General features: G+C 71.7%; 21 protein-coding genes and 1 pseudogene. 20 read left to right on the forward strand and 2 right to left on the reverse strand.

Annotation, left to right across the window (positions count from 1 at the left end; all coding sequences use genetic code 11):
- Nucleotides 1–13 precede the first annotated feature (13 nt).
- Together OG943_RS02940 and OG943_RS02945 are read left to right on the forward strand one after the other, a co-directional pair.
- Complete coding sequence (locus OG943_RS02940; RefSeq protein WP_328608103.1) at nt 14–925, forward strand: GNAT family N-acetyltransferase; 912 nt, start codon at nt 14–16, stop codon at nt 923–925.
- Nucleotides 926–997: 72 nt separating this feature from the next.
- Entirely contained in the window at nt 998–2500 is a 1503-nt protein-coding gene (locus tag OG943_RS02945) for a beta-xylosidase (RefSeq protein WP_328608104.1), read from the forward strand.
- A 280-nt stretch (nt 2501–2780) separates the two neighbouring features.
- Here the strand turns inward: OG943_RS02945 and OG943_RS02950 are convergent.
- A pseudogene (locus OG943_RS02950) lies at nt 2781–3167 on the reverse strand (B-4DMT family transporter); the annotation flags it as partial.
- Nucleotides 3168–3326: 159 nt separating this feature from the next.
- Here OG943_RS02950 and OG943_RS02955 point away from each other — a divergent pair.
- Genes OG943_RS02955 through nusB form a run of 3 tightly spaced genes read left to right on the forward strand, consistent with a single transcriptional unit; the run spans nt 3327 to nt 5492 of the window.
- Entirely contained in the window at nt 3327–4427 is a 1101-nt protein-coding gene (locus OG943_RS02955) for a M24 family metallopeptidase (RefSeq protein ID WP_328608105.1), read from the forward strand.
- 43 nt (nt 4428–4470) lie between these two features.
- On the forward strand, nt 4471–5034 hold the full coding sequence (efp, locus tag OG943_RS02960; protein ID WP_328608106.1) for an elongation factor P: 564 nt from the start codon (nt 4471–4473) through the stop codon (nt 5032–5034).
- Complete coding sequence (gene nusB, locus OG943_RS02965) at nt 5034–5492, forward strand: transcription antitermination factor NusB (RefSeq protein WP_328608107.1); 459 nt, start codon at nt 5034–5036, stop codon at nt 5490–5492. The genes efp and nusB overlap by 1 nt, the downstream gene beginning before the upstream one ends.
- A 309-nt stretch (nt 5493–5801) precedes the next feature.
- Here nusB and bldD read toward each other — a convergent pair whose 3' ends face one another.
- Nucleotides 5802–6290, reverse strand: coding sequence for a transcriptional regulator BldD (gene bldD / locus OG943_RS02970; RefSeq protein WP_003096372.1), 489 nt, complete (start codon nt 6288–6290; stop codon nt 5802–5804).
- A 261-nt stretch (nt 6291–6551) separates the two neighbouring features.
- On the opposite strand from bldD, the gene pyrR reads away from it, so the two are divergent.
- The 15 genes from pyrR (at nt 6552) to OG943_RS03045 (ending at nt 23073) form a co-directional block, all read left to right on the forward strand.
- A complete protein-coding gene (gene pyrR / locus OG943_RS02975; protein WP_328608108.1) occupies nt 6552–7145 on the forward strand; it encodes a bifunctional pyr operon transcriptional regulator/uracil phosphoribosyltransferase PyrR in 594 nt (197 codons plus the stop codon).
- Nucleotides 7142–8074: an aspartate carbamoyltransferase catalytic subunit gene (locus OG943_RS02980; RefSeq protein ID WP_328608109.1), complete on the forward strand. Its 933-nt coding sequence runs from the start codon at nt 7142–7144 to the stop codon at nt 8072–8074. Before pyrR ends, OG943_RS02980 begins: the two co-directional genes overlap by 4 nt.
- Nucleotides 8071–9357 carry a dihydroorotase gene (locus OG943_RS02985; RefSeq protein WP_328608110.1) on the forward strand — a complete coding sequence of 429 codons (1287 nt, stop codon included), beginning with the start codon at nt 8071–8073 and terminating at the stop codon, nt 9355–9357. Before OG943_RS02980 ends, OG943_RS02985 begins: the two co-directional genes overlap by 4 nt.
- Nucleotides 9357–9860 carry a PH-like domain-containing protein gene (locus OG943_RS02990; protein WP_328608111.1) on the forward strand — a complete coding sequence of 168 codons (504 nt, stop codon included), beginning with the start codon at nt 9357–9359 and terminating at the stop codon, nt 9858–9860. Before OG943_RS02985 ends, OG943_RS02990 begins: the two co-directional genes overlap by 1 nt.
- Nucleotides 9857–10996, forward strand: coding sequence for a glutamine-hydrolyzing carbamoyl-phosphate synthase small subunit (gene carA, locus OG943_RS02995; protein WP_328608112.1), 1140 nt, complete (start codon nt 9857–9859; stop codon nt 10994–10996). Before OG943_RS02990 ends, carA begins: the two co-directional genes overlap by 4 nt.
- Nucleotides 10993–12153: an AAA family ATPase gene (locus tag OG943_RS03000; RefSeq protein WP_328608113.1), complete on the forward strand. Its 1161-nt coding sequence runs from the start codon at nt 10993–10995 to the stop codon at nt 12151–12153. Before carA ends, OG943_RS03000 begins: the two co-directional genes overlap by 4 nt.
- Nucleotides 12150–12761, forward strand: a complete 612-nt coding sequence (locus OG943_RS03005) for a DUF4276 family protein (protein ID WP_328608114.1) — start codon at nt 12150–12152, stop codon at nt 12759–12761. Before OG943_RS03000 ends, OG943_RS03005 begins: the two co-directional genes overlap by 4 nt.
- Nucleotides 12761–16096, forward strand: coding sequence for a carbamoyl-phosphate synthase large subunit (gene carB / locus OG943_RS03010; RefSeq protein ID WP_328608115.1), 3336 nt, complete (start codon nt 12761–12763; stop codon nt 16094–16096). Before OG943_RS03005 ends, carB begins: the two co-directional genes overlap by 1 nt.
- Nucleotides 16093–16950, forward strand: coding sequence for an orotidine-5'-phosphate decarboxylase (gene pyrF / locus OG943_RS03015; RefSeq protein ID WP_328608116.1), 858 nt, complete (start codon nt 16093–16095; stop codon nt 16948–16950). Before carB ends, pyrF begins: the two co-directional genes overlap by 4 nt.
- Before the next feature lie 107 nt (nt 16951–17057).
- Entirely contained in the window at nt 17058–17375 is a 318-nt protein-coding gene (gene mihF / locus OG943_RS03020; protein ID WP_003096398.1) for an integration host factor, actinobacterial type, read from the forward strand.
- Nucleotides 17372–18043 carry a guanylate kinase gene (gene gmk, locus OG943_RS03025; RefSeq protein WP_328608117.1) on the forward strand — a complete coding sequence of 224 codons (672 nt, stop codon included), beginning with the start codon at nt 17372–17374 and terminating at the stop codon, nt 18041–18043. The genes mihF and gmk overlap by 4 nt, the downstream gene beginning before the upstream one ends.
- Nucleotides 18040–18309 (forward strand): DNA-directed RNA polymerase subunit omega, encoded by a 270-nt coding sequence (gene rpoZ / locus OG943_RS03030; RefSeq protein ID WP_020658117.1) that lies wholly within the window; start codon nt 18040–18042, stop codon nt 18307–18309. The genes gmk and rpoZ overlap by 4 nt, the downstream gene beginning before the upstream one ends.
- Entirely contained in the window at nt 18302–19540 is a 1239-nt protein-coding gene (coaBC, locus tag OG943_RS03035; protein ID WP_328608118.1) for a bifunctional phosphopantothenoylcysteine decarboxylase/phosphopantothenate--cysteine ligase CoaBC, read from the forward strand. The genes rpoZ and coaBC overlap by 8 nt, the downstream gene beginning before the upstream one ends.
- 84 nt (nt 19541–19624) lie before the next feature.
- The gene (gene metK / locus OG943_RS03040; protein WP_328608119.1) at nt 19625–20827 is read left to right on the forward strand and encodes a methionine adenosyltransferase; all 1203 of its coding nucleotides are present in this window, start codon (nt 19625–19627) and stop codon (nt 20825–20827) included.
- A gap of 125 nt (nt 20828–20952) precedes the next feature.
- Entirely contained in the window at nt 20953–23073 is a 2121-nt protein-coding gene (locus OG943_RS03045) for a primosomal protein N' (RefSeq protein ID WP_328608120.1), read from the forward strand.
- Nucleotides 23074–23181 lie beyond the last annotated feature (108 nt).

The following is a 23181-nucleotide window of genomic DNA, read 5'->3' on the forward strand; positions in this document are numbered from 1 at the left end:
GAGACTCAGCCACATGAACAACCCACCCGAACTCACCACCGCGCGGCTCAAGCTGCGGGCGCTGACGGAGGCTGACTCCGAAGCCGTCGTCGAGGTGTTCACCGCTCCGGAGATGAGCCGGTTCTTCAAGGCCGACTTCTCCGATCCCGCGCAGGCACGGGAGATGGTCGCGCGCCGGCTGGCCTACGACGGGCCCGCCGGGCAGGGCCACTGGGTGATCGAGCGGGACGGCGAGGTGGCCGGCATCGCGCACCTGCGGCCGTCCACCGAGCTGCCTGGCGGGGTGTCCGAACTGGGTTACTCCGTGGCGGTAAAGCACGCCGGGCAGGGGCTGGCGAGCGAGGCGGCCCGCGCGGTCGTGGACTACGGCCTCGGCGCGCTCGGGCTGCCCGCGGTGTGGGCGCTGGTGCACCAGGACAACGCGGCCAGCCTGGCCGTGACGGGCCGCCTCGGATTCCTGGACGTCGGCAGCGGCGTCCACTACGGCGACACCCACCGCGTGCTCGTCGCGCTGCCCGCCCAGCACGGGCGGCCCCACCACATCGAGCTGTGGGTGCCGGACCTCGCGCGGGCCGAGCGGGCCTGGGGCTGGCTGCTGGGCCGCCTCGGCTGGCGGGAGTTCCAGCGGTGGCCGGCGGGCGTCAGCTGGCGCCTCGGCGGCACGTACCTCGTGGTCGAGGCTTCGCCCGCGACCACCGGCGACAGCCACGAGCGCACCCGGCCGGGCCTCAACCACCTGGCGCTGCACGTCGGCACCCGCGCGGAGGTCGACGAGCTGGCCGACGGCGGGCCCGGCTGGCGGCCGCTGTTCGCCGAGCGGTTCCCGTACGCCGGCGGGGACGCGCACTACGCGGCCTATCTGGAGAACGACGACGGCTTCGAAGTGGAGCTGGTCGCGATCGAGGGCCCGCCACACGGGAGTTGAGTCACCCGACCGGTGCAGGCCTGGCTACACTCGGCAATCGTGCACCCGTTTCGTCGTGGGGGTCGGCGACCCGTGCGTGTCCTCCTCGCCCTGGCGCTGGCAGGGCTCGTCGTCACGGGGTGCAGCGACAGCTACGCACAGTCCCAGGCCGACGGCCCCGCTCCCGGCGGCATCGCGGGCGGGAAGCCCGCCGCCCCACCGAAACCCCCGCGGGCCGCGAACGCCGCACTGGCCGTCGGCGGGGCCCGGCAGAGCCCCGGTGTCGTCGCCGCGGGCGGCGAGGACGCGGTGTACAACTACGGCCCCACGGTGATGGTCGACGGCGGCAAGACACACATGTGGTGGTGCAGCCAGTACGGCAGCGCGCCCCCGCCGGGCGACGACATCCTGTACGCCGAGGCGGCCACGCCCGACGGTCCGTTCACCGGACCGGGTGGCGGGGCACCCATCCCGGTGCTGTCGGGCGCGCCGGGCAACTTCGACGGCATGCACACCTGTGACCCGTCCGTGCTGCGCGTCGGCACTACCTACTACCTGTACTACACGGGCGCGGCGGGCGACCACGCGCTCGGCAACGCGATCGGCCTCGCCACCAGCTCCGACGGCGTCCACTGGATCCGCGCTGCGGGCGGCAAGCCGATCCTCGGGCCCTCGCACGACGTGCACCGTGACAACGTCTACGGCGCGGGCCAGCCGTCGGTGGTGTTCCTCGACGGCTGGTACTACCTCATCTTCACCGACACCACCGGCCGCGCGGCGGGCTGGAACGGCGCCGGGCAGTTTGTCGTCCGCTCGCACGACCCGGCGTTCGCCGGTGGCGTGGAAGCGTTGGGGGACAAGGGTTTCGCGCCGGTCTCATCGACGAACGCGCCTCGCGAGCGCTCGGTGGTGGACGGCTTCAGCGCCGACCTGGAGTGGGTCGGCGCGCTCGACGCGTTCGCCATCGCCCACGAGACCGCGGCCGGCACCACGCTGACGTTCTGGGACCGCGACTTCACCATGCAGCCGTACGCGCCCGTCGTGATCCCCGGCGCCTGGAAGGAGGGGCCCGGCCTGGTCCGGCGCCCCGACGGGCACGCGCCGACGTCAGTCGCCGACCCCTGCGGCACGGTCTCGTTCGACGTCGTCCGCGCGACCGTCACCGGCGAGTCCGGGGCCCCGACCGCGTTGCAGCACTTCGGCCTCGACGTGCGCGGCTCCGGCGCCTGCGCGGACGCCGACCGCGTCACCACCACCTTCGACGGCGTCGCGATGCCGTCCCCGGAACGCACGATGGACCTGTTCCGCCGCGGGCAGCGCATCCGGATCGACCGCCGCTCGGTGGCCGCGACGCTGGCGGGCGAGGTCGTGAACGAGCCGCTGCCGCCCGTCGAGGGCATCCCGGTGACGGCCCGGCTGCACGCCGGCGCCACCGTGGTGCACGCCTACGGGCGCGGCTACGGCGTGCTGCTGGGCAAGAACGTGCGGTGGGGCCTGCCCGACACCGGCTCGGTGAAGCTCAACGACTCCGAGGCGAAGGAGGTCGACCCGCGACAGTGGGACGCCTACGCGATCGGCCTGCCGCTGGGCGGCTGACCGGCGACGGCGGGTCCAGCTCCCCGGAATGACGCCCGGCGACGGGGTCCGCGGCTTCGGCGGCGAGGTCACCCAGGTCGCCGGACTGGCCGGAGTCGCCGCCACCGTCGGGTCCGGGGCGCGGGCGGCGGGTCGGGGAGGGCTTACGGCGCTTGGCCCGGCGGTTCGGGACCGGCGAGTCGGCCGAGTCCGATCCGGAAGCCGAGGCCGGCACAACATCGCCGGGCAGATCCAGCTCGCCCACGTTCCGCTGATGACGGGATTCGTCCGGCTCGAGCACCTCGTCGTCGTCCGAGTCCGCCCGGCCGGGACGCCGGATCCGGCCGCCGACGAACAGGCCCAGCCCGGCCGGGACCAGTACCAGCAGGGCGGAGAACGCCGCGCCGCCGGTGAGGGCCGACTTCAGCTCCGCGCCGCCGGTCTGGTCGACGAAGATGGCGCGCCCGATCACGTACAGGACGCCGCCCGCCAGGCCCGTCACCAGCGCCGCGATGAACCACGCGCGGCCGCGGTCGGGCCGGTCGCGCCAGCCGTCGACCGCGCTCCACAGCGCCGCGACGCCGACGAGCACCGCGAGCGTCAGCGACGTGATCACGGTCTGGTCGGTCGGGTGGAACACGGACCACTTGGCGAGCAGCGTCAACGCCGCGGCGTGCACCACGGCCATGACCAGCCCGCGCGTCAACCAGGCACCCAGCATGGACGGAGTGTAGGTGCCGCCGGGTGAACGCCGTGTGGTCCGTCCGGCCGTGTGCCGGTCCGGCCGCGGAGCGTAACCCTACGTAAGGTGGATCAGCCGCCCCGCCCGGCTGGCTAAGCTGGCCGGGTGCCTGAAATCCACGCTCACCGGCGCGGCGCGCTGCGGTCCCTGCTCGCCGAGTCCGGGGTCGACGCGCTGCTGGTCACCGACCTGCTCAACATCCGCTACCTGACCGGGTTCACCGGCTCGAACGCCGCGCTGCTCGTGCACTCCGGCGGCGACGGGCGCACGGTGTTCTGCACCGACGGCCGTTACACCACGCAGTCGGCGGCCGAGGTGCCCGACCTGGAGCGCGTGATCGACCGCGCGAGCGCCCGCGCGCTGGCGCGCCACGCCGCGCACGACCACGCCCACCACCGGCGGACCGGCTTCGAGAGCCAGTACGTCAGCGTCGAGGAGCACGAGGTGCTCAAGGTCCGGTTCGAGACCGTGGACCTGATCCGCACGCCCGGACTGGTCGAGCAGCTGCGCGTGGTCAAGGACGAGGTGGAGGTCGAGGCCCTGCGCGAGGCCTGCGCGGTCGCCGACCGGGCGCTCGCCGACCTGGTCGCGGCCGGTGGCCTGCGCGCCGGCCGCACCGAGCTGGAAGTGGCCCGCGACCTGGAGAACCGGATGCTGGACCACGGTTCGGCCGGGCTCTCGTTCGAGTCGATCGTGGCCGCGGGGCCGAATTCCGCGATCCCGCACCACCGGCCCACCGGGGCCGAACTGCGCGCGGGCGACTTCGTGAAGCTCGACTTCGGCGCCACCGTCGACGGCTACCACTCGGACATGACCCGCACGTTCGTGCTCGGCGAGCCCGCGGACTGGCAGCGCGAGCTCTACGACCTGGTCCACCGCGCGCAGGCGGCCGGCACCGAGGCCGTCCGCCCGGGCGCCGTGGTGTCCGAAGTGGACGCCGCCGCCCGGTCCGTGATCGTCGGCGCGGGCCGCGGGGAGGAGTTCTCCCACGGCCTCGGGCACGGCGTCGGACTCGAGGTGCACGAGGCGCCCAGCTTCGCTACCACGGGCGTCGGTACACTGACCGCCGGTATGGCGGTCACCGTCGAGCCCGGCGTATACCTCGCGGGTCGCGGTGGCGTGCGCATCGAGGACACGCTCGTCGTGCGGGACACCGGGCCCGAACTCCTCACCCTGAGCACCAAGGACCTCGTGGTCGTCCGATAGCGGCGGCCGCGGACTAGAGATCGACACAGGAGACCGAAAGCTCGTGGCCACCACCAACGACCTGAAGAACGGGCTCGTCCTCAACCTCGAGGGCCAGCTGTGGACCGTCACCGCGTTCCAGCACGTCAAGCCGGGCAAGGGCGGCGCCTTCGTGCGCACCACCCTCAAGCACGTGCTGACGGGGAAGGTCGTCGACAAGACCTTCAACGCGGGCACGAAGGTCGACACGGCCACCGTGGACCGCCGGAACATGACCTACCTGTACAAGGACGGCCAGGACTTCGTGTTCATGGACGCCGACACCTACGACCAGATCACGGTGCCGCCCGAGACCGTGGCCGACAACGCCAACTACATGCTGGAGAACACCGACGTCCAGGTCGCGGTGCACAACGAGGTGCCGCTGTACGTCGAGCTGCCGACCTCGGTCGAGATCCTGATCCAGCACACCGACCCCGGCCTGCAGGGCGACCGCTCGACCGGCGGCACCAAGCCGGCCACGCTGGAGACCGGCGCGGAGATCCAGGTCCCGCTGTTCCTCTCCACCGGCGAGAAGATCAAGGTCGACACCCGCGACGGCCGCTACCTCGGCCGCGTCTCCAGCTGATGCCGGACAAGCTGCCGCCGCACCCGAACCGCGGCGGGTCGATCAGCCGCAGGCAGGCCCGCCGCCGGGCGGTCGAGATGCTGTACGAGGCCGCCCAGCGCGACGCCGACGCGGTCACGCTGCTGGCGGACCGGGTCGGCGCGGTGGAGGTCGACCCGGTCGCGGACTACACGATCGCGGTCGTGGAGGGCGTCACCACGCGGCGGGAGCAGATCGACGAGCTGCTGTCCGAGCACTCGCAGGGCTGGACCCTGGACCGGATGCCGCCGGTCGACCTCGCGGTGCTGCGCGTGGGCGTCTACGAGATGCTGTGGTCGGCCGACGTGCCGGACGCGGTCGCCATCGACGAGGCCGTGGGCCTGGCCAAGGAACTCTCCACGGACGACTCGCCCCGCTTCGTCAACGGCGTGCTGGGCCGCATCGGCACGATCGCCGACCGGCTCCGCGCGGTCCTGTAGCCGCGGGCCCGCCCGATGCGCCCCAATGTGGCGTTCGGTGCGTTGGGCGCACCCAATGTGGCGTTCGGTGCGTTGAGCGCACCGAATGTGGCATTGGGGCGCATCGCTGCCGGATCACGATGGGTAGGTGCGGTTTAGCCCGATCGGGTCATGGCGCGGGCCGGGGGCCGGCGCCGGGAACCGGGCCGCGGGGCTGTGTTGATCACCGTCCGCAGCCACGGGAAGCGTGCGGGCAGACGCCCGAGGCGGGGTGAGCGTTTCCGGCTATCCGGTCCGGAAACGCTCACCGCGTCGGGCAGCTGCCGGACATCAGTCTTCTTTGGACGGACGGGCCTCTGGCGGCAGGACGCCCCAGTCGATGAGCTGCTCGGTGAGCTCGCCGGGGGTCATGTCGTAGATGATGGCCAGTGACCGCAGGTCCTCGGTGCGGATCGAGAGCACCTTGCCGTTGTAGTCCCCGCGCTGGCTCTGGATCGTCGCCGCGTACCGCGCGAGCGGGCCGACCTTCTCCGCGGGTAGCTGCTGGAGCCGCTCCAAATTTATCACGATCTTCGTGGCGGGCTCGGCGCCCGAGGGCACGCGGCCCTCCGGCAGCAGTTCGACCACCGGCACGCCGTAGAAGTCGGCCAGCTCGGCCAGCTTCTGGACGGTGACGGCCCGATCGCCACGCTCGTACGAGCCGACGACGACGGCCTTCCAGCGGCCGCCCGACTTCTGCTCGACCCCGTGCAGGGAAAGGCCCTGCTGCTGGCGGATCCCGCGGAGCTTGGCCCCGAGCGCCTTGGCGTAATCGCCCATCTGGTGGTTCTCCGTTTCCTCACCCCCACGCCGGTCGGATGACCGGTGAGGGGACTCCTCGAGTCGAATACTCAGAGTAATGGTTACGCATAGTTGTCACCAGGTCAAGCAGAAGGTCTTCCGCCCCTGGTCGGGGCCATGGACACACCACCCGGAAGGCTGATTGACCTCCCCTGCTACTGTCGGTGCGATTTCCTCGCACAAGCCGGAGATCGACGTCCTTTAAGGACCCGTCCAGAGAGGCGGGGAAGGAGGTCCGCCTTGTCGTCACGTCCGCGTGGCGCGGCGGAGCCGGCCGGGGAGCGCGAGCTCCTTTCCGCCGGCGATGTTGCGCGCACCATCGCCCGGATGGCCCACCAGGTCATCGAGAAGACCGCCGGTCCACCGGGTGACATCGCACCCCCGGTGCTGCTGGGCATTCCCACCCGCGGCACCCCGCTGGCCTTGCGGCTGGCCCAGAAGATCGGCGAGTTCGCCGGCACCACGCCCCCCACGGGCGCCCTCGACGTTACCCTGTACCGCGACGACCTGCGCCGCCGTCCGCCGCGCGCGCTGGAGCAGACGCAGCTGCCCGCGTCCGGCATCGACGACCGGCTGGTGATCCTGGTCGACGACGTGCTGTTCTCCGGGCGCACCATCCGCGCCGCGCTCGACGCCCTGCGGGACCAGGGCCGGCCCCGCGCCGTCCAGCTCGCCGTGCTCGTCGACCGCGGCCACCGGGAGCTGCCGATCCGCGCCGACTACGTCGGGAAGAACGTGCCCACCGCACGGGCCGAGGGCGTGTCCGTGCTGCTGACCGAAACGGACGGCCGGGACGCGGTCCTGCTCCGCGCCCCGGAAGGAGAAACCCGGTGAAGCACCTGCTCGCCACGGACGGGCTGGACGCCGACACCGCCACAGCCGTCCTCGACACCGCCGACGAGCTGAAGCACACGCTGCTCGGCCGCGAAGTCAAGAAGCTGCCGACGCTGCGCGGCCGCACGGTGATCACCCTGTTCTACGAGAACTCCACCCGCACCCGCGTCTCGTTCGAGATCGCGGGCAAGTGGATGAGCGCCGACGTGATCAACGTCTCGGCGGCCAGCTCGTCGGTGAACAAGGGGGAGTCGCTGCGGGACACCGCGCTCACCCTGGCCGCCGCGGGCGCCGACTGCGTGATCGTCCGGCACCCCGCCTCCGGCGCCGCCCACCGGCTGTCCGGCTGGCTCGCCGCGGCAGGCACCGCCGTGGTCAACGCGGGCGACGGCACGCACGAGCACCCGACGCAGGCGCTGCTCGACGCCGCCACCCTGCGGGAGCGGCTCGGCTCGCTGGCCGGCCGCCGTGTGGCGATCGTCGGCGACGTGCTGCACAGCCGCGTCGCGCGCTCGAACATCCACCTGCTCAGCACCCTCGGGGTGGAGGTGGTGCTGGTCGCGCCGCCGACGCTGCTGCCGGTCGGCGTCGAGACCCTGCCCGTCACGGTCTCGCACGACCTGGACGCGGAGCTGCCCGCCGTCGACGCGGTGATGATGCTGCGTGTGCAGGCCGAGCGGATGACCGGCGGGTTCTTCCCCTCGTCGCGGGAGTACTCGATCTCCTACGGCCTGTCCGAGCGGCGCCTTGGCCTGCTGCCGGAGCACGCCGTGGTGCTGCACCCCGGGCCGATGCTGCGCGGGATGGAGATCGCCTCGGCGGTCGCCGACTCCCCGGCCTCGGCCATCACCGAACAGGTCCGCAACGGCGTCCACGTGCGCATGGCGGTCCTCTACCACCTCTTGGCCAGTGAAGGAGACGCCGCGTGAACCTTGTGATCAAGGGCGCCCGCCCGTACGGGGAGGGCGACCCGGTCGACGTCCTCGTCGAGGACGGGGTGATCACCGCGATCGGCGCCGTCGAGGTGCCGGACGGCGCCGAGGTGCTCGACGCCGCGGGCCAGGTCCTGTTGCCCGGCTTCGTCGACCTGCACACCCACCTGCGCGAGCCCGGCCGCGAGGACACCGAGACGATCGAGACCGGCTCGGCCGCCGCGGCGCTGGGCGGCTACACCGCCGTGTTCGCCATGGCCAACACCGACCCGGTGGCCGACAACGCGCTGGTCGTCGACCACGTGTGGCGGCGCGGGCAGGAGGCCGGCCTGGTCGATGTGCACCCGGTCGGCGCGGTCACGGTCGGGCTCAAGGGCGAGAAGCTCGCCGAGCTCGGCACCATGGCCAAGGGCACCGCGCGGGTGCGGGTGTTCTCCGACGACGGCCTCTGCGTCGCCGACCCGCTGCTGATGCGCCGCGCGCTGGAGTACTCCACCGCGCTCGACGCCGTGATCGCCCAGCACGCGGAGGAGCCGCGGCTGACCGTCGGCGCGCAGGCGCACGAGGGCGAGCAGGCGGCCCGGCTGGGCTACCCGGGCTGGCCGGCGTCGGCCGAGGAGTCGATCGTGGCGCGCGACTGCTTGCTCGCGCGGCACGCGAAGGCCCGGCTGCACGTCTGCCACGTCTCCACCGCGGGCACCGTGGACGTGCTGCGGTGGGCGAAGGACCGTGGCACCAAGGTTTCGGCCGAGGTGACGCCGCACCACCTGCTGCTCACCGACGAGCGGCTGGCCACCTACGACCCGGTGAACAAGGTGAACCCGCCGCTGCGCACCGGGGGTGACATCGAGAAGCTGCGCGCCGCGCTGGCCGAGGGGGTGATCGACTGCGTCGCCACCGACCACGCCCCGCACGCCGTGCAGGAGAAGGACACCGAGTGGAGCGTCGCGCGGCCGGGCATGCTCGGCCTGCAGACCGCGCTGTCGGTGGTCGCCGAGACGATGGTGAAGACCGGCCTGCTCGACTGGCGCGGGGTGGCCAGGGTGATGAGCGAGCGGCCCGCCGCGATCGGCAGCCTGCCCGACCACGGCCGTCCGATCGAGGCCGGCGAGCCCGCCAACCTGACCCTGGTCGACCCGGACGCCGAGTGGACCGTGCGCGGCGCCGAGCTGGCCAGTATCTCCGCCAACACCCCGTACGAGGGAATGAGCCTGCCCGGCGTGGTGACGGCGACCGTGCTGCGCGGGCGGATCACCGCGCGCGAAGGGAAGATCTGCTGATGGACCGGGTCCTTCTCACACTGGGGATCGTCGTCTTCTTCCTGCTCTGCCTGTGGGGCATGTGGCTGGGCTGGCGGCGAAAGTCCCGCGCGCAGAGCGTTCAGGTGCCGCCGTTCCCGGAGATTCCCGGGGAGCCCGGTGAGGCCCTGCTGGAGTCGACCGGGCTCTACGTCAGCACGACGACCGCGGGCCACTGGCAGGACCGCGTGGTCACCCGCGGCGCCGGGCTGCGCAGCGGCGCGGTCTGGCGGCTGCACCCGGGCGGCATCGCCGTGGAGCGTGGCGGGGCGCCGGACTTCTGGATCCCGCGCGAGGCGGTCACCGGCGTCCGCCGCGACTCGCGGATCGCCGGGAAGGTGATGGGCACCGACGCGTTGCTCATCATCACCTGGCGGGCCGGGGAGGCCGAGCTGGACACCGGCTTCCGCGGCGACGAGCTAGACGACTATCCACAATGGATCGACCAGCTTTCCGAACACGACATCAAGGGAGGTGCCCAGTGAGCACCGCGAACGGCACCCGCGTCCCGGCTGCCCTGGTTCTCGAGGACGGCCGGGTCTTCCGCGGCGCGGCGTACGGCGCGCGCGGGCGGACGCTGGGGGAGGCGGTGTTCTGCACCGGCATGACCGGCTACCAGGAGACCCTGACCGACCCGTCCTACCACCGCCAGATCGTGGTGCAGACCGCGCCGCAGATCGGCAACACCGGCTGGAACGACGAGGACGACGAGTCCGCCCGGATCTGGGTCTCCGGCTACGTCGTGCGCGACCCCGCACGGACGCCGTCCAACTGGCGTTCGAAGCGCTCGCTCGACGCGGAGCTGGAACGGCAGGGGATCGTCGGCATCGCCGAGGTGGACACCCGCACGCTGACGCGGCACCTGCGTGAGCAGGGCGCGATGCGCGCCGGGGTGTTCTCCGGCGACGCGCTGGGCACCGACGAGCAGATGGTCGCCGAGGTGCTGGACAGCCCGCAGATGAAGGGCGCCGACCTGGCCGGCGAGGTCTCCACGGACCGGCCGTACGTGGTCGAAGCGGCGGGCGAGCGCCGGTTCCGCGTGGCCGCGCTGGACCTGGGCATCAAGTCGAACACCCCGCGGCTGATGGCCGCGCGCGGCATCGAGGTGCACGTGGTGCCGTCGGCGACGTCGGTCGAAGACCTGCTGGCCACGGAGCCGGACGGGGTCTTCCTGTCCAACGGCCCCGGCGACCCGGCGACCACCGCGCACGCCACCGCGTTGACGAAAGCCGTGCTGGAGCGGGAAATCCCGCTGTTCGGCATCTGCTTCGGCAACCAGATCCTCGGCCGCGCGCTGGGGCTGGGCACGTACAAGATGCGCTACGGCCACCGCGGCATCAACATCCCGGTGATCGACGTGGCCACCGGCCGGGTCGCGATCACGGCGCAGAACCACGGCTTCGCCCTCGAAGGCGAGCCGGGCCAGCGCTTCGAGACGCCCTACGGCGCCGCGCAGATCAGCCACTACTGCCCGAACGACAACACCGTCGAGGGCGTGCGCGCCTTCGACGTGCCGGCGTTCTCGGTGCAGTACCACCCCGAAGCCGCGGCCGGTCCGCACGACGCGGCGCCGTTGTTCGACGAGTTCGTGAGCTTGATGGAGAAGAAGGCCCGGGCATGAAGTTGGCGACCGGCGTTCAGCGGCTTCAGGTACGCAACTTCCGAGCGCTGCGCGATGTGGTACTCGATGATCTTGAGCAGGTGACCGCGTTCATCGGTCCCAACGGCAGCGGCAAGTCCACCCTGTTCGACGTGATCATGTTCGTGAACGAAGCGCTCGGCGGTGGTCTTGAAGCAGCCTGGCGGCGGCGTGGTGGATTGGCGCAGATTCGTACTCGTGGTGCCGATGGACCGGTCGAGATCGAGTTGGCCTGCCGGACGGTGGACGGGCTCTTCACCTACCGGCTCGCCCTTGAGGAGAACGAGGGGATGCCGGTAGTCGCCGAGGAGAGGCTCGTCTGGCAGGAGCGCGCGGACGACAGCGGACTCGCGGTGCTGGAATTTCATCATCGGCGGGGGATCATTCGGCGCCCGGGCTCCAAACCCGAGAAGACCGAGCTCGTCGAGGACGGGATCCTTGGCGTTGGCACGTTCGGACAGCTTGCTCCGAATGCGGAGATCGCGGCTTTTCTTCGCTTTGTGATGCGGATACAGCTGATTGATCTAGATGTGCGGGCGATGCGGGCCGGTGCCTCCGGCCCTGCCCGGGGAACAGGGCTTGATCCACATGGAGGCAACATCGCCATGCGGGTCCGTCATCTGCAGGAGCGGGAACCTGAGGATTGGGCGGAGCTGCTTCGTTCGCTTCGGCGCTTCGTGCCCTACCTGGAGGACATTCAGCCCGTTCAAGAGGGCGACACGCATATCGTCTTGTTACGGGAAGAAGGCAGGGCGGCGCCGGTTCGACCGGCGAGCATTTCGGATGGGACGCTGCTGCTGCTCGGCTACCTTGTAGCGCTGCGAAGCCCGCTTGCAGTGCTACTCGTCGAGGAACCTGAGACGCGCGTGCACCCGCGTCTGCACTACTTGCTCGCCGAAGAGGCTAGAGGTACTGCTAGCGAACAGGTGTTCATCTCGACGCACGCGCCACAGTTCGTCGATGCGCTGCGCCTGGACGAACTGTGGTTGTTCGGGCGGGTCGGTGAAGGCGTTACTGAGGTCAAGAGGGCGTCGGAAGTCGAGATCGCGGCGAGGATGATCGACCACGGCGGATCCCCTGGCAACTTGTGGACCGAGGGCTACTTCCGGTTCGGTGACCCCTTGGCGGATCGGACGTGAGTGCTGCGGCGCAGGTGCGGCTCGAGGTGCTGGCCGAGGACTTTTCGATGGAAGTCGTGCTGAAAGAGATCCTGCCCAGGATTGTGCCAGGAGCGCCCTATGAGGTCGCTTCGTTCCAGGGGAAGGACGACCTTCTGAAGGGTCTGCTCGGCCGGTTACGCGGCTATGCGAGTCACTGGTCCAGCACCGGAACGCGGGTTGTCGTGGTCCTCGACCGTGACAACGACAACTGCGCGGAGCTCAAGGCCAGGCTGCTGAGGATGGCGGACGACGCCAGGCTTCCTCGCGAAGCGGTGCTGTTCCGCATCGCGGTGGAAGAACTCGAGGCCTGGTTCTTCGGTGACATCCCCGCTCTCCGCGAGGCATATCCGAAAGTGCCGCCGAGCTTGGGCAGTCAGACCGCGTTCCGGGAGCCGGACGCGGTCGCGGGCGGTACGTGGGAGGCATTGGAGCGTGTCCTGCGTAAGCACGGGTACCACGCCAAAGGCCTGCGGAAGGCGCGAGCCGCTCGCGACATCGCCCCGCACATGGACGTCGAGAACAACCGCTCCCAGAGTTTCCAGGCTTTCCGCGATGGACTGCGGCGCTTGGTGAAAGAAGGAAACTGATGCCGAAGAGGACAGACATCCAGCACGTCCTGGTGATCGGCTCCGGGCCGATCGTGATCGGGCAGGCCGCCGAGTTCGACTACTCGGGCACGCAGGCCTGCCGGGTGCTGCGCAGCGAAGGCCTGCGCGTGTCGCTGGTGAACTCCAACCCGGCCACCATCATGACCGACCCCGAGTTCGCCGACGCCACCTACATCGAGCCGGTGACCCCGGACTTCGTCGAGAAGGTCATCGCCGAGGAGCAGGCGCTGGGACGGCCGATCGACACGCTGCTGGCGACGCTCGGCGGCCAGACGGCGCTCAACTGCGCGGTCGCGCTGCACGAGCGCGGGGTGCTGGAGAAGTACGGCGTCGAGCTGATCGGCGCGGACATCGACGCCATCCAGCGCGGCGAGGACCGGCAGAAGTTCAAGGACATCGTGCGCTCGATCGGCGCCGAGGTGCCGCGTTCGCGGGTCTGCCACGACATGGCGGAGGTCCGCGAGACCGTCGCCGACCTCGGCCTGCCCGTGGTCATCCGGCCCTCGTTCACCATGGGCGGGCTCGGCTCCGGCATGGCCCACACCGCCGAAGAGCTGGAGCGGCTCGCTTCCACCGGCCTCGACGAGTCGCCGGTCAGCGAGGTGCTGATCGAGGAGAGCGTGCTCGGCTGGAAGGAGTACGAGCTGGAGCTGATGCGCGACAAGCACGACAACGTCGTGGTCGTCTGCTCGATCGAGAACATCGACGCGATGGGCGTGCACACCGGCGACTCCGTCACGGTCGCGCCCACGATGACCCTGACCGACCGCGAGTATCAGGTGATGCGCGACGTCGGCATCTCCGTGCTGCGCGAGGTCGGCGTGGACACCGGCGGCTGCAACATCCAGTTCGCGATCAACCCCGAAGACGGCCGCATGGTCGTGATCGAGATGAACCCGCGCGTCTCCCGCTCGAGCGCGCTGGCGTCGAAGGCGACCGGCTTCCCGATCGCCAAGATCGCCGCGAAGCTCGCCATCGGCTACACGCTCGACGAGATCCAGAACGACATCACCGGCGAGACCCCGGCGGCGTTCGAGCCGGTGCTGGACTACGTCGTGGTGAAGATCCCGCGGTTCGCCTTCGAGAAGTTCCCCGGCGCGGACCCGACGCTCACCACGACGATGAAGAGCGTCGGCGAGGCGATGTCGTTCGGCCGCAGTTTCCCTGAAGCACTCGGCAAAGCGATGCGTTCGATCGAGACCAAGGCGACCGGCTTCTGGACGCTGCCCGACCCCGAGGGCGCGACGATGGAGTCCACTTTGGACGCCCTGCGCGTGCCGCACGAGGGACGGCTGTACGAAGTGGAGCGCGCGCTGCGGCTGGGCGCCACCGTCGCGCAGGTGCACGAGGCCAGCGGCATCGACCCGTGGTTCGTCGACCAGATCGCGCTGATCGGCGAAGTCGGCGCGGAGGTGCGCGACGCCCCGGTGCTCGACGGGGACCTGCTGCGCCGCGCCAAGCGCACCGGCCTGTCCGACCGGCAGGTCGCCGCGCTGCGGCCGGAGCTGGCCGGCGAGGACGGCGTGCGCGCGCTGCGCCACCGGCTCGGCGTGCGGCCGGTGTTCAAGACCGTCGACACCTGCGCGGCCGAGTTCGCCGCGAACACCCCGTACCACTACTCGGCCTACGAGACCGACCCCGCGGCGCAGTCGGAGGTCGCGGCCCAGCCGGACAAGCCGAAGGTGCTCATCCTCGGCTCCGGGCCGAACCGGATCGGGCAGGGCATCGAGTTCGACTACTCGTGCGTGCACGCCGCGATCGCCTTGCGCGAGGCGGGGTTCGAGGCCGTGATGGTCAACTGCAACCCCGAGACCGTCTCCACCGACTACGACACCTCGGACCGGCTGTACTTCGAGCCGCTGTCCTTCGAGGACGTGCTCGAGGTGGTCCACGCCGAGCAGCAGTCCGGCACCGTGGCGGGCGTGATCGTCCAGCTCGGCGGCCAGACCCCGCTCGGGCTGGCGAAGCGGCTCGCGGACGCGGGCGTGCCCGTCGTCGGCACCCCGCCCGAGGCGATCAACCTGGCCGAGGACCGCGGCGCGTTCGGCGACGTGCTCACCGAGGCCGGCCTGCCGGCCCCGCGCTACGGCACCGCGACGTCCTTCGAGGGCGCCAAGCGCGTCGCCGACAAGATCGGCTACCCGGTGCTCGTGCGGCCGTCGTACGTGCTCGGCGGGCGCGGCATGGAGATCGTCTACGACGAGGAGTCGCTGGCCGGCTACATCCACCGCGCCACCGAGGTGACGCCCGAGCACCCGGTGCTCGTGGACCGCTTCCTCGACGACGCCATCGAGATCGACGTCGACGCGCTGTTCGACGGCGAGGACCTGTACCTGGGCGGCGTGATGGAGCACATCGAGGAGGCCGGCATCCACTCCGGCGACTCCTCGTGCGCGCTGCCGCCGATCACGCTCGGCGCCACCGACCTCGAGGAGGTGCGCCGCTCCACTGAGCTGATCGCGCGCGGCGTGGGTGTGCGCGGGTTGCTGAACGTCCAGTACGCGCTCAAGGACGACGTGCTGTACGTGCTGGAGGCCAACCCGCGGGCGTCGCGCACGGTGCCGTTCGTCTCGAAGGCCACCGCGGTGCCGCTGGCCAAGGCCGCGGCGCTGGTGATGACCGGCTCGACGATCAAGGACCTGCGCGCTTCGGGCGTGCTGCCCGCCGAGGGCGACGGCGGCCGGATGCCGGCCGACTCGCCGGTCGCGGTCAAGGAGGCCGTGCTGCCGTTCCACCGGTTCCGCACGCCGGAGGGCCACGGGGTCGACTCCCTGCTCGGCCCGGAGATGAAGTCCACCGGCGAGGTGATGGGCGTGGACGTGTCCTTCGGGAAGGCGTTCGCGAAGTCGCAGAGCGGCGCGTACGGCTCGCTGCCGACCTCCGGGCGCGTGTTCGTCTCGGTGGCCAACCGGGACAAGCGCTCGCTGGTGTTCCCGGTGAAGCGGCTGGCGGACCTCGGGTTCGAGATCCTCGCTACCTCCGGCACCGCGGAAGTGTTGCGGCGCAACGGAGTCGGCTGCACGGTGGTGCGCAAGCACTCCGAAGCGGCCTCGCCCGGGAACGAGGAGCCGAACATCGTCGAGGTGATCCTCGCCGGCGGCGTGGACATGGTGATCAACACGCCGTACGGCAACAGCGGCCCGCGCATCGACGGCTACGAGATCCGCACCGCGGCGGTGTCGCGCGACATCCCGTGCATCACCACCGTCCAGGGCGCCGCGGCGGCCGTGCACGGCATCGAAGCGCTCATCCGGGGGGACATCGGGGTGCGGAGCCTCCAGAGCCTCCAGGCGGCGCTGAAGGCCACGAAATGACCGCAGGGGACGGAACGGAGCGGTTCGGGGCGCGGCTGGCGAAGGCGGTGGCCGCGCGCGGGCCGCTCTGCGCCGGGATCGACCCGCACCCGGGCCTGATCGAATCCTGGGGCCTGCCCCTCGATGTGAGCGGGCTGGAGCGGTTCGCGCTGGGCGCCACTGAGGTGCTGGCGGCCGAGACGGCGATCGTGAAGCCGCAGTCGGCGTTCTTCGAGGCGTTCGGCCCGCCCGGGGTGGCGGTGCTGGACCGCGTCGTGACGGCCGCTCACGACGCCGGAGCACTGGTGCTGCTGGACGTCAAGCGCGGGGACATCGGCTCCACCATGGCTGCCTACACGGCCGCTTACGTCGCCGCCGACGCCGCGTTCGCGGCCGACGCGGTCACGGTGTCGCCATACCTCGGCTTCGGCGCGCTGGACCCGGCTGTGACGGCCGCGCGCGAGGCGGGCAACGGTTTGTTCGTGCTCGCCCGCACTTCGAACCCGGAGGCGCACGCGCTGCAGAGCGCGAAGCTCCCGGACGGCCGCACGGTGGCCCAGAGCGTCGTGGACGCCGCGGCGGAGCACAACGCGGGTGCGGAGCCCTACGGGGACGTCGGCGTGGTCGTGGGCGCCACGGTCGCCGCGGGCGAACTGGACCTGACGCGGCTGAACGGACCCGTGCTGGCGCCCGGTTTCGGGGCCCAGGGGGCGACAACAGGGGACTTGCGGGCACTGTTCGGGCCCGGACTGCCGGGCGTGCTGCCCGCCTCGTCCCGCGACCTGCTGCGGCACGGCCCGGATACCGCCACCCTGCGCCAAGCGGTAGGCCAAGTGGCGGACCTGCTGGCCGGGCGCAAGGAAAACGGCCAATAGCAGGCGCCGGAATCGGCCTCCACCAGCCACCCCCGCATTGTGGCGCCTGGTCCAGGGTGGGTACCGTCGCGTCACCCACCCAGATTTGAGAACTACCGGAGGAAAACGTGGCACTTCCCCAGCTGACAGAGGAACAGCGTGCTGCGGCGCTGGAGAAGGCCGCCGCCGCCCGCCGCATCCGGGCTGAGCTGAAGGAGCGGCTGAAGCGGGGCGGTACCACTCTGGTCGACGTGCTGAAGCAGGCCGAGGAGAACGAAGTCCTCGGCAAGATGAAGGTTTCGGCCCTGCTCGAGGCGCTCCCCGGCGTCGGCAAGGTCCGGGCCCAGCAGACGATGGAACGACTGGAGATCGCACCCAGCCGCAGGCTCCGCGGACTCGGCGACCGGCAGCGCAAGGCGCTGCTGGCCGAGTTCAGCGGCGAGTGAGCGGCGTCGGTCAGGACTACCCGGTGATCCGGGGCGCCGGCCGCGACGATGAGCCGGTGGCGGGGGAGACCTCCCGCCACCGGCTCACCGTCGTCTCGGGGCCTTCCGGGGTCGGGAAGTCGAGCGTGGTGGGGGAGCTGCGCAAGCTCGAGCCGGACATCTACTTCAGTGTCTCGGTGACGACCCGGAAGCCCCGCCCCGGCGAGGTCGACGGCAGCCATTACCACTTCGTCGGCCACGACGAGTTCGACCGGCTGGTCGACAGCGGCAAGCTGCTGGAGTGGGCCGAATTCGCGGGCAACCGCTACGGCACCCCGCGGGAGCCGGTGGAGCAGGCGCTCGCCGACGGCAGGCCCGCGGTGCTGGAGATCGAACTGCAGGGCGCGCGCCAGGTCCGGGCCGCGATGCCGGAGGCCCGGCTGGTGATGCTGATGCCGCCGTCCTGGGAGGAACTGGTCGGCAGGCTGACCGGTCGTGGCACCGAATCCGAGGCCGCCGTGGCGGCCCGGCTCGCCCAGGCGGAGCGGGAGCTGGCCGCGGCGGGGGAGTTCGACGAACGGGTCGTCAACGCCGACGTGCGGACCGCCGCCGAGCGGTTGCTAGACTTGATTACCGGCGGTGGCATCTCTGCCGCCGGTCTGATCGACGATACGGAGCAGCACGAGTGACTGTGCAACAGGCGACGCTGGAAGAGCTCGAAGGCATCACCAACCCGCCGATCGACGACCTGCTCGAAAAGGTCTCCTCGAAGTACGCCCTGGTGATCTACTCGGCCAAGCGGGCCCGGCAGATCAACGACTACTACGCCCAGCTGGGCGAGGGCCTGCTCGAGTACGTCGGCCCCCTGGTGGAGCCGGGCCCCCGCGAGAAGCCGCTGTCGATCGCCCTGCGGGAGATCCACGGCGGGCTGCTCGAGCACACCGAGGGTGAGTGACCGCAAGCCCAGGATCGTCCTGGGGGTAGGCGGCGGCATCGCCGCCTACAAGGCCTGTGAGGTCCTGCGGGGCCTCACCGAGTCCGGGCACGACGTGCGCGTGGTGCCCACCGAGGCCGCGCTGAACTTCGTCGGCGCGGCCACCTTCGAGGCGCTGTCGGGGAACCCGGTGCACACCGGCGTGTTCACCGAGGTGCCCGAGGTGCAGCACGTGCGGGTCGGCAAAGAGGCCGACCTCGTGCTGGTGGTCCCGGCGACCGCGAACCTGCTGGCCAAGGCCGCGCACGGGATCGCCGACGACCTGCTGACGAACACCCTGCTCACCGCCCGGTGCCCGGTCGTCTTCTTCCCGGCCATGCACACCGAGATGTGGGAGCACCCGGCCACCCGCGACAACGTGGCGCTGCTGCGCTCGCGCGGGCTGGTCGTCACCGAGCCCGCGGCCGGGCGGCTGACCGGCGTCGACACCGGCAAGGGCCGGCTGGCCGACCCGCGCGAGATCGTCGACCTGGCCCGGCTGCTGCTGGACGAGCCCCGCGCGCTGCCCCGTGACCTCGAGGGCCTGCGCGTGGTCGTCTCCGCTGGCGGCACGCGCGAGCCGCTGGACCCGGTGCGTTACCTGGGCAACCGCTCATCGGGCAAGCAGGGTTTCGCGCTCGCCCGCGTCGCCGTCCAGCGCGGCGCCGAGGTCACGCTGGTCGCGGCCCACACCGTCGAGCTGCCGCCGCCCGCGGGCGCGAAGGTCGAGCGGGTGTCGAGCGCGGAGGAGCTGCGCAAGGCCGTGCACGCCGCGGCCGCGGAAGCCGACGTGGTGGTGATGGCCGCCGCGGTCGCCGACTTCCGGCCCGCCTCGCGCGCCGAGAGCAAGATCAAGAAGTCCGACGACCAGCCGGACCCGGTGATCACCCTGGACCGCAACGCGGACATCCTGGCCGAGCTGGTGCAGGACCGCCGCGCCGGCCAGGTGATCGTGGGCTTCGCCGCGGAAACCGGCGACGAGAACGGCAGCGTGCTCGACCACGCCCGCGTCAAGCTCCGCCGCAAGGGCGCCGACCTGCTGGTGGTCAACGCGGTGGGCGACGGCAAGGCGTTCGGCACCGAGGACAATTCGGGCTGGCTGCTCGCCGCCGACGGCACGGAGCAGGCCATCCCGCTCGGCGCGAAGGCGAGGCTGGCGGCCACTATGTGGGACGCTGTAACGGGTTTGCTTCAGCGTCGACTCCAGCTCTAGGCCTTTCTGGGTAGTGTAGGGCCTGTTAAGGGGTACCTAAGTCCAGGCTGGGTACCGAGCCGAAACGAGGGAAGTGACGGGCTCGTGACTGCGTCCATCAAAAGGCTGTTCACGTCGGAATCGGTGACCGAGGGCCATCCCGACAAGATCTGTGACGCCATCAGCGACTCGATCCTCGATGGCCTGCTCAGCAAGGACCCGCGCAGCCGGGTGGCTGTCGAGACCATGATCACGACCGGCCAGGTGCACGTGGCCGGCGAGGTGACCACCGAGGCGTACGCGGACATCCCGACCATCGTGCGTGACGTCATCCTGCGCATCGGCTACGACTCGTCGGCCAAGGGCTTCGACGGCAACTCGTGCGGCGTGAACGTGGCGATCGGCTCGCAGTCGCCCGACATCGCGCAGGGCGTCGACACCGCTTACGAGTCGCGGGTGGAGTCGGACGAGGACGAGATCAACCGCCAAGGCGCGGGCGACCAGGGCCTGATGTTCGGCTACGCCTGCTCGGACACCCCGGAGCTGATGCCGCTGCCGATCGCGCTGGCGCACCGGCTCTCGCACCGGCTGACCGGGGTCCGCAACGACGGCGTGCTGCCGTACCTGCGCCCGGACGGCAAGACCCAGGTGACCATCGAGTACGCGGGCGAGCAGCCGGTGCGGCTGGACACCGTGGTCGTGTCCACGCAGCACGCGGACGGCATCGACCTGGAGCAGATGCTCGGCGTCGACGTGAAGAAGCACGTGGTCGAGCCGGAGCTCGCGGGGCTGGACCTGGACACCACCGGGGTGCGGCTGCTGGTGAACCCGACCGGCCGGTTCGTCATCGGCGGCCCGATGGGCGACGCGGGGCTGACCGGCCGCAAGATCATCGTCGACACCTACGGCGGCATGGCCCGCCACGGCGGCGGCGCGTTCTCCGGCAAGGACCCGTCGAAGGTGGACCGCTCCGCCGCGTACGCGATGCGCTGGGTGGCCAAGAACGTGGTCGCCGCGGGCCTCGCGAGCCGCGTCGAGGTCCAGGTGGCGTACGCGATCGGCAAGGCCGCGCCGGTGGGCCTGTTCGTGGAGACCTTCGGCACCGAGACGGTGGACCCGTCGAAGATCCAGGCCGCCATCAACGAGGTGTTCGACCTGCGCCCGGCCGCGATCATCCGCGACCTGGACCTGCTGCGCCCGATCTACGCGCCCACCGCGGCGTACGGGCACTTCGGCCGGCCGGACCTCGACCTGCCGTGGGAGAGCACCTCGCGCGCCGAGGCGCTGCGCTCGCTCACTGGCGCCTGAGCCGCCGGCTTCTCTGACCCATCCGAGTCCCTGAAGGCCACCATGAGGGCGTATCCGGCCCTCATGGTGGCCTTCAGGGCGTTCTGGCGGCGGGACTGTCGGCGGGGTCTGGTAGAGATCACGGGGTGAGCAGCTCCGAACCCGCCCCGCTGTGGGAACTCCCGGAGCCTTCGCGCTCCGAGCCGGAGCCGAAGGCCGCGTCGTCGCGCGCGTCGAAGTCCTCGGGCAAGCCCGGCGCGAAGAAGTCCGTGCCGCGTAAGGGACAACAGCAGCCGGCGGCCGAGCGGCCCGTGGCGAAGATCGTGGTCGACATCCCGCTGGCGCACCTGGACCGCACGTTCGACTACCAGGTGCCGGACAAGCTGCACGAGGCCGCGGTGCCCGGCTGCCGCGTGCGCGTGCGGTTCGCGGGACAGCTCGTCGACGGGTACCTCGTCGAGCGCACCGACACCACCGAGTACGAGCGGAAGCTGGCGTTCCTGGAGCGCGTCACGTCCAGTGAAGCCGTGCTGCCGCCGCCGCTGCACACCGTGTGCCGGGCGGTGGCGGATCGTTACGGGGGCACGCTTTCCGACGTGTTACGGCTGGCGCTGCCGCCGCGGCACGCGAAGGTCGAGGGCGAGCCGCCCGCCGAGCCCGCGCCGACGCCGCCGGCCCCCGACGTTTCGGCGTGGGCGCGATATCAGCGTGGCCCGGCGTTCTTGGAGGCGACGGCGGAGGGCAAGCCCGCGAACGCCGTCTGGCAGGCATTGCCCGGTGAGGACTGGCCGCGGCGGCTCGCCGAGGCCGCTGCGGTGGCCGCCGCGCAGGGACGGGGCGCGCTGCTCGTGGTGCCGGACCACCGGGACCTGACGCGGGTGCACGAGGCGTGCGCCGAGCTGGTGGGCGAAGACGCCGTGGTCGCGCTGATCGCCGGGCTGGGGCCCGCGGAGCGGTACCGGCGGTGGCTCGCCGTGCTGCGCGGCGCGGTGCGCGTGGTGGTCGGCACGCGCGCGGCGATGTTCGCGCCGGTGGCCGACCCGGGCCTGTTCGTGGTCTGGGACGACGGCGACGACCTCCACCTCGACCCGCACACGCCGTACCCGCACGTGCGTGACGTGCTGATGGACCGCGCGCACGCGGCCAAGGCGTCGCTGCTCGTCGGCGGCTTCGCGCGGACAGCGGAGGCCCAGCTGCTCGTCGAATCCGGCTGGGCGCAGCCGGTGCTGGCCGACCGCGTCGAGCTGCGCGCGGCGGCCCCGCGGGTGACGCCCGTCGGCGAGGACTTCGACGTGGCCCGCGACGAGGCCGCCCGCGTCGCGCGGCTGCCCGCGGTGGCGTTCGAGGCGGCGCGGCAGGCGTTCGCGGCCGGGCTGCCGACGCTGGTGCAGGTGCCGCGGCGCGGGTACGTGCCGGGGCTGGCGTGCGGCAACTGCCGGACGGCCGCGCACTGCCGCCGGTGCGCGGGCCCGCTGGCCCTGCCGGGCGGCTCCGTGGACGGCGCGCCGAAGCCGCCCGCGTGCCGCTGGTGCGGCGTGCCGGAGACCGCGTTCCATTGCGTGGCTTGTGGTTCCGTGCGCTTGCGCGCGGTGATCGTCGGGGCCAAGCGCACCGCGGAGGAGCTGGGACGAGCGTTCCCCGGGGTGCCGGTGCGGACGTCGGGGGCCGCGGAGGTGCTGGCGACCGTGCCGGGCCGCCCGGCGCTGGTGGTGTGCACGCCGGGCGCCGAGCCGGTGGCCGAGGGCGGTTACGGCGCGGCGCTGCTGCTGGACGGCTGGGCGCTGCTGGGCCGCCAGGACCTGCGCGCGTCGGAGGAGACGTTGCGGCGCTGGATGGCCGCGGGCTCGCTGGTGCGCCCGGCGTCGTCGGGCGGGCGCATCGTGGTCGGCGCGGAGGCTGGCCTGCCGGTGGTGCAGGCGCTGGTCCGCTGGGACCCGGCGTGGCACGCGTCGCAGGAGCTGGCGGAGCGCCGGGAACTCGGCTTCCCGCCCGCCATGCGCATGGCGAGCGTCGAAGGCACCCCGGACGCCGTCGCAAGCGTCCTCGACGACCTCCCGCTGCCCGGCACGGGCGAGGTACTGGGCCCGGTCCCCCTCGGCGATTTCGACGAGGAGGGCAACGCCGCGCGCGAACGGGCCCTGGTCCGCGTCGCCCGCCCGGACGGCAAGGCCCTCGCCACGGCCGTCCACGCCGCCGCCGCCCGCCGCGACGCCCGCAAGGCCACCGAACCGATCCGCATCCAGCTCGACCCATTGGACCTGATCTAGGCGGCTACGCCGTTTGCGGCTCGTGACTGCTGCTTCTGGCGGGCTTCGTCGGCACAGAGCCGCCCCATACGCTGGGAAGGGGGCGATCGTCCGGACCGGGCATCCGGC

Source organism: Amycolatopsis sp. NBC_00345 (genome assembly GCF_036116635.1).
In the GTDB taxonomy this organism is placed as follows: domain Bacteria; phylum Actinomycetota; class Actinomycetes; order Mycobacteriales; family Pseudonocardiaceae; genus Amycolatopsis.

Excerpts from the sequence above, each read along its gene's own strand:
- OG943_RS02940 (WP_328608103.1), top strand. The coding sequence starts at position 14 with ATGAACAACCCACCCGAACTCACCACCGCGCGGCTCAAGCTGCGGGCG.
- nusB (WP_328608107.1), top strand. The coding sequence starts at position 5,034 with ATGCCGGACAAGCTGCCGCCGCACCCGAACCGCGGCGGGTCGATCAGC.
- bldD (WP_003096372.1), bottom strand. The coding sequence starts at position 6,290 with ATGGGCGATTACGCCAAGGCGCTCGGGGCCAAGCTCCGCGGGATCCGC.
- OG943_RS02990 (WP_328608111.1), top strand. The coding sequence starts at position 9,357 with ATGGACCGGGTCCTTCTCACACTGGGGATCGTCGTCTTCTTCCTGCTC.
- OG943_RS03000 (WP_328608113.1), top strand. The coding sequence starts at position 10,993 with ATGAAGTTGGCGACCGGCGTTCAGCGGCTTCAGGTACGCAACTTCCGA.
- carB (WP_328608115.1), top strand. The coding sequence starts at position 12,761 with ATGCCGAAGAGGACAGACATCCAGCACGTCCTGGTGATCGGCTCCGGG.
- pyrF (WP_328608116.1), top strand. The coding sequence starts at position 16,093 with ATGACCGCAGGGGACGGAACGGAGCGGTTCGGGGCGCGGCTGGCGAAG.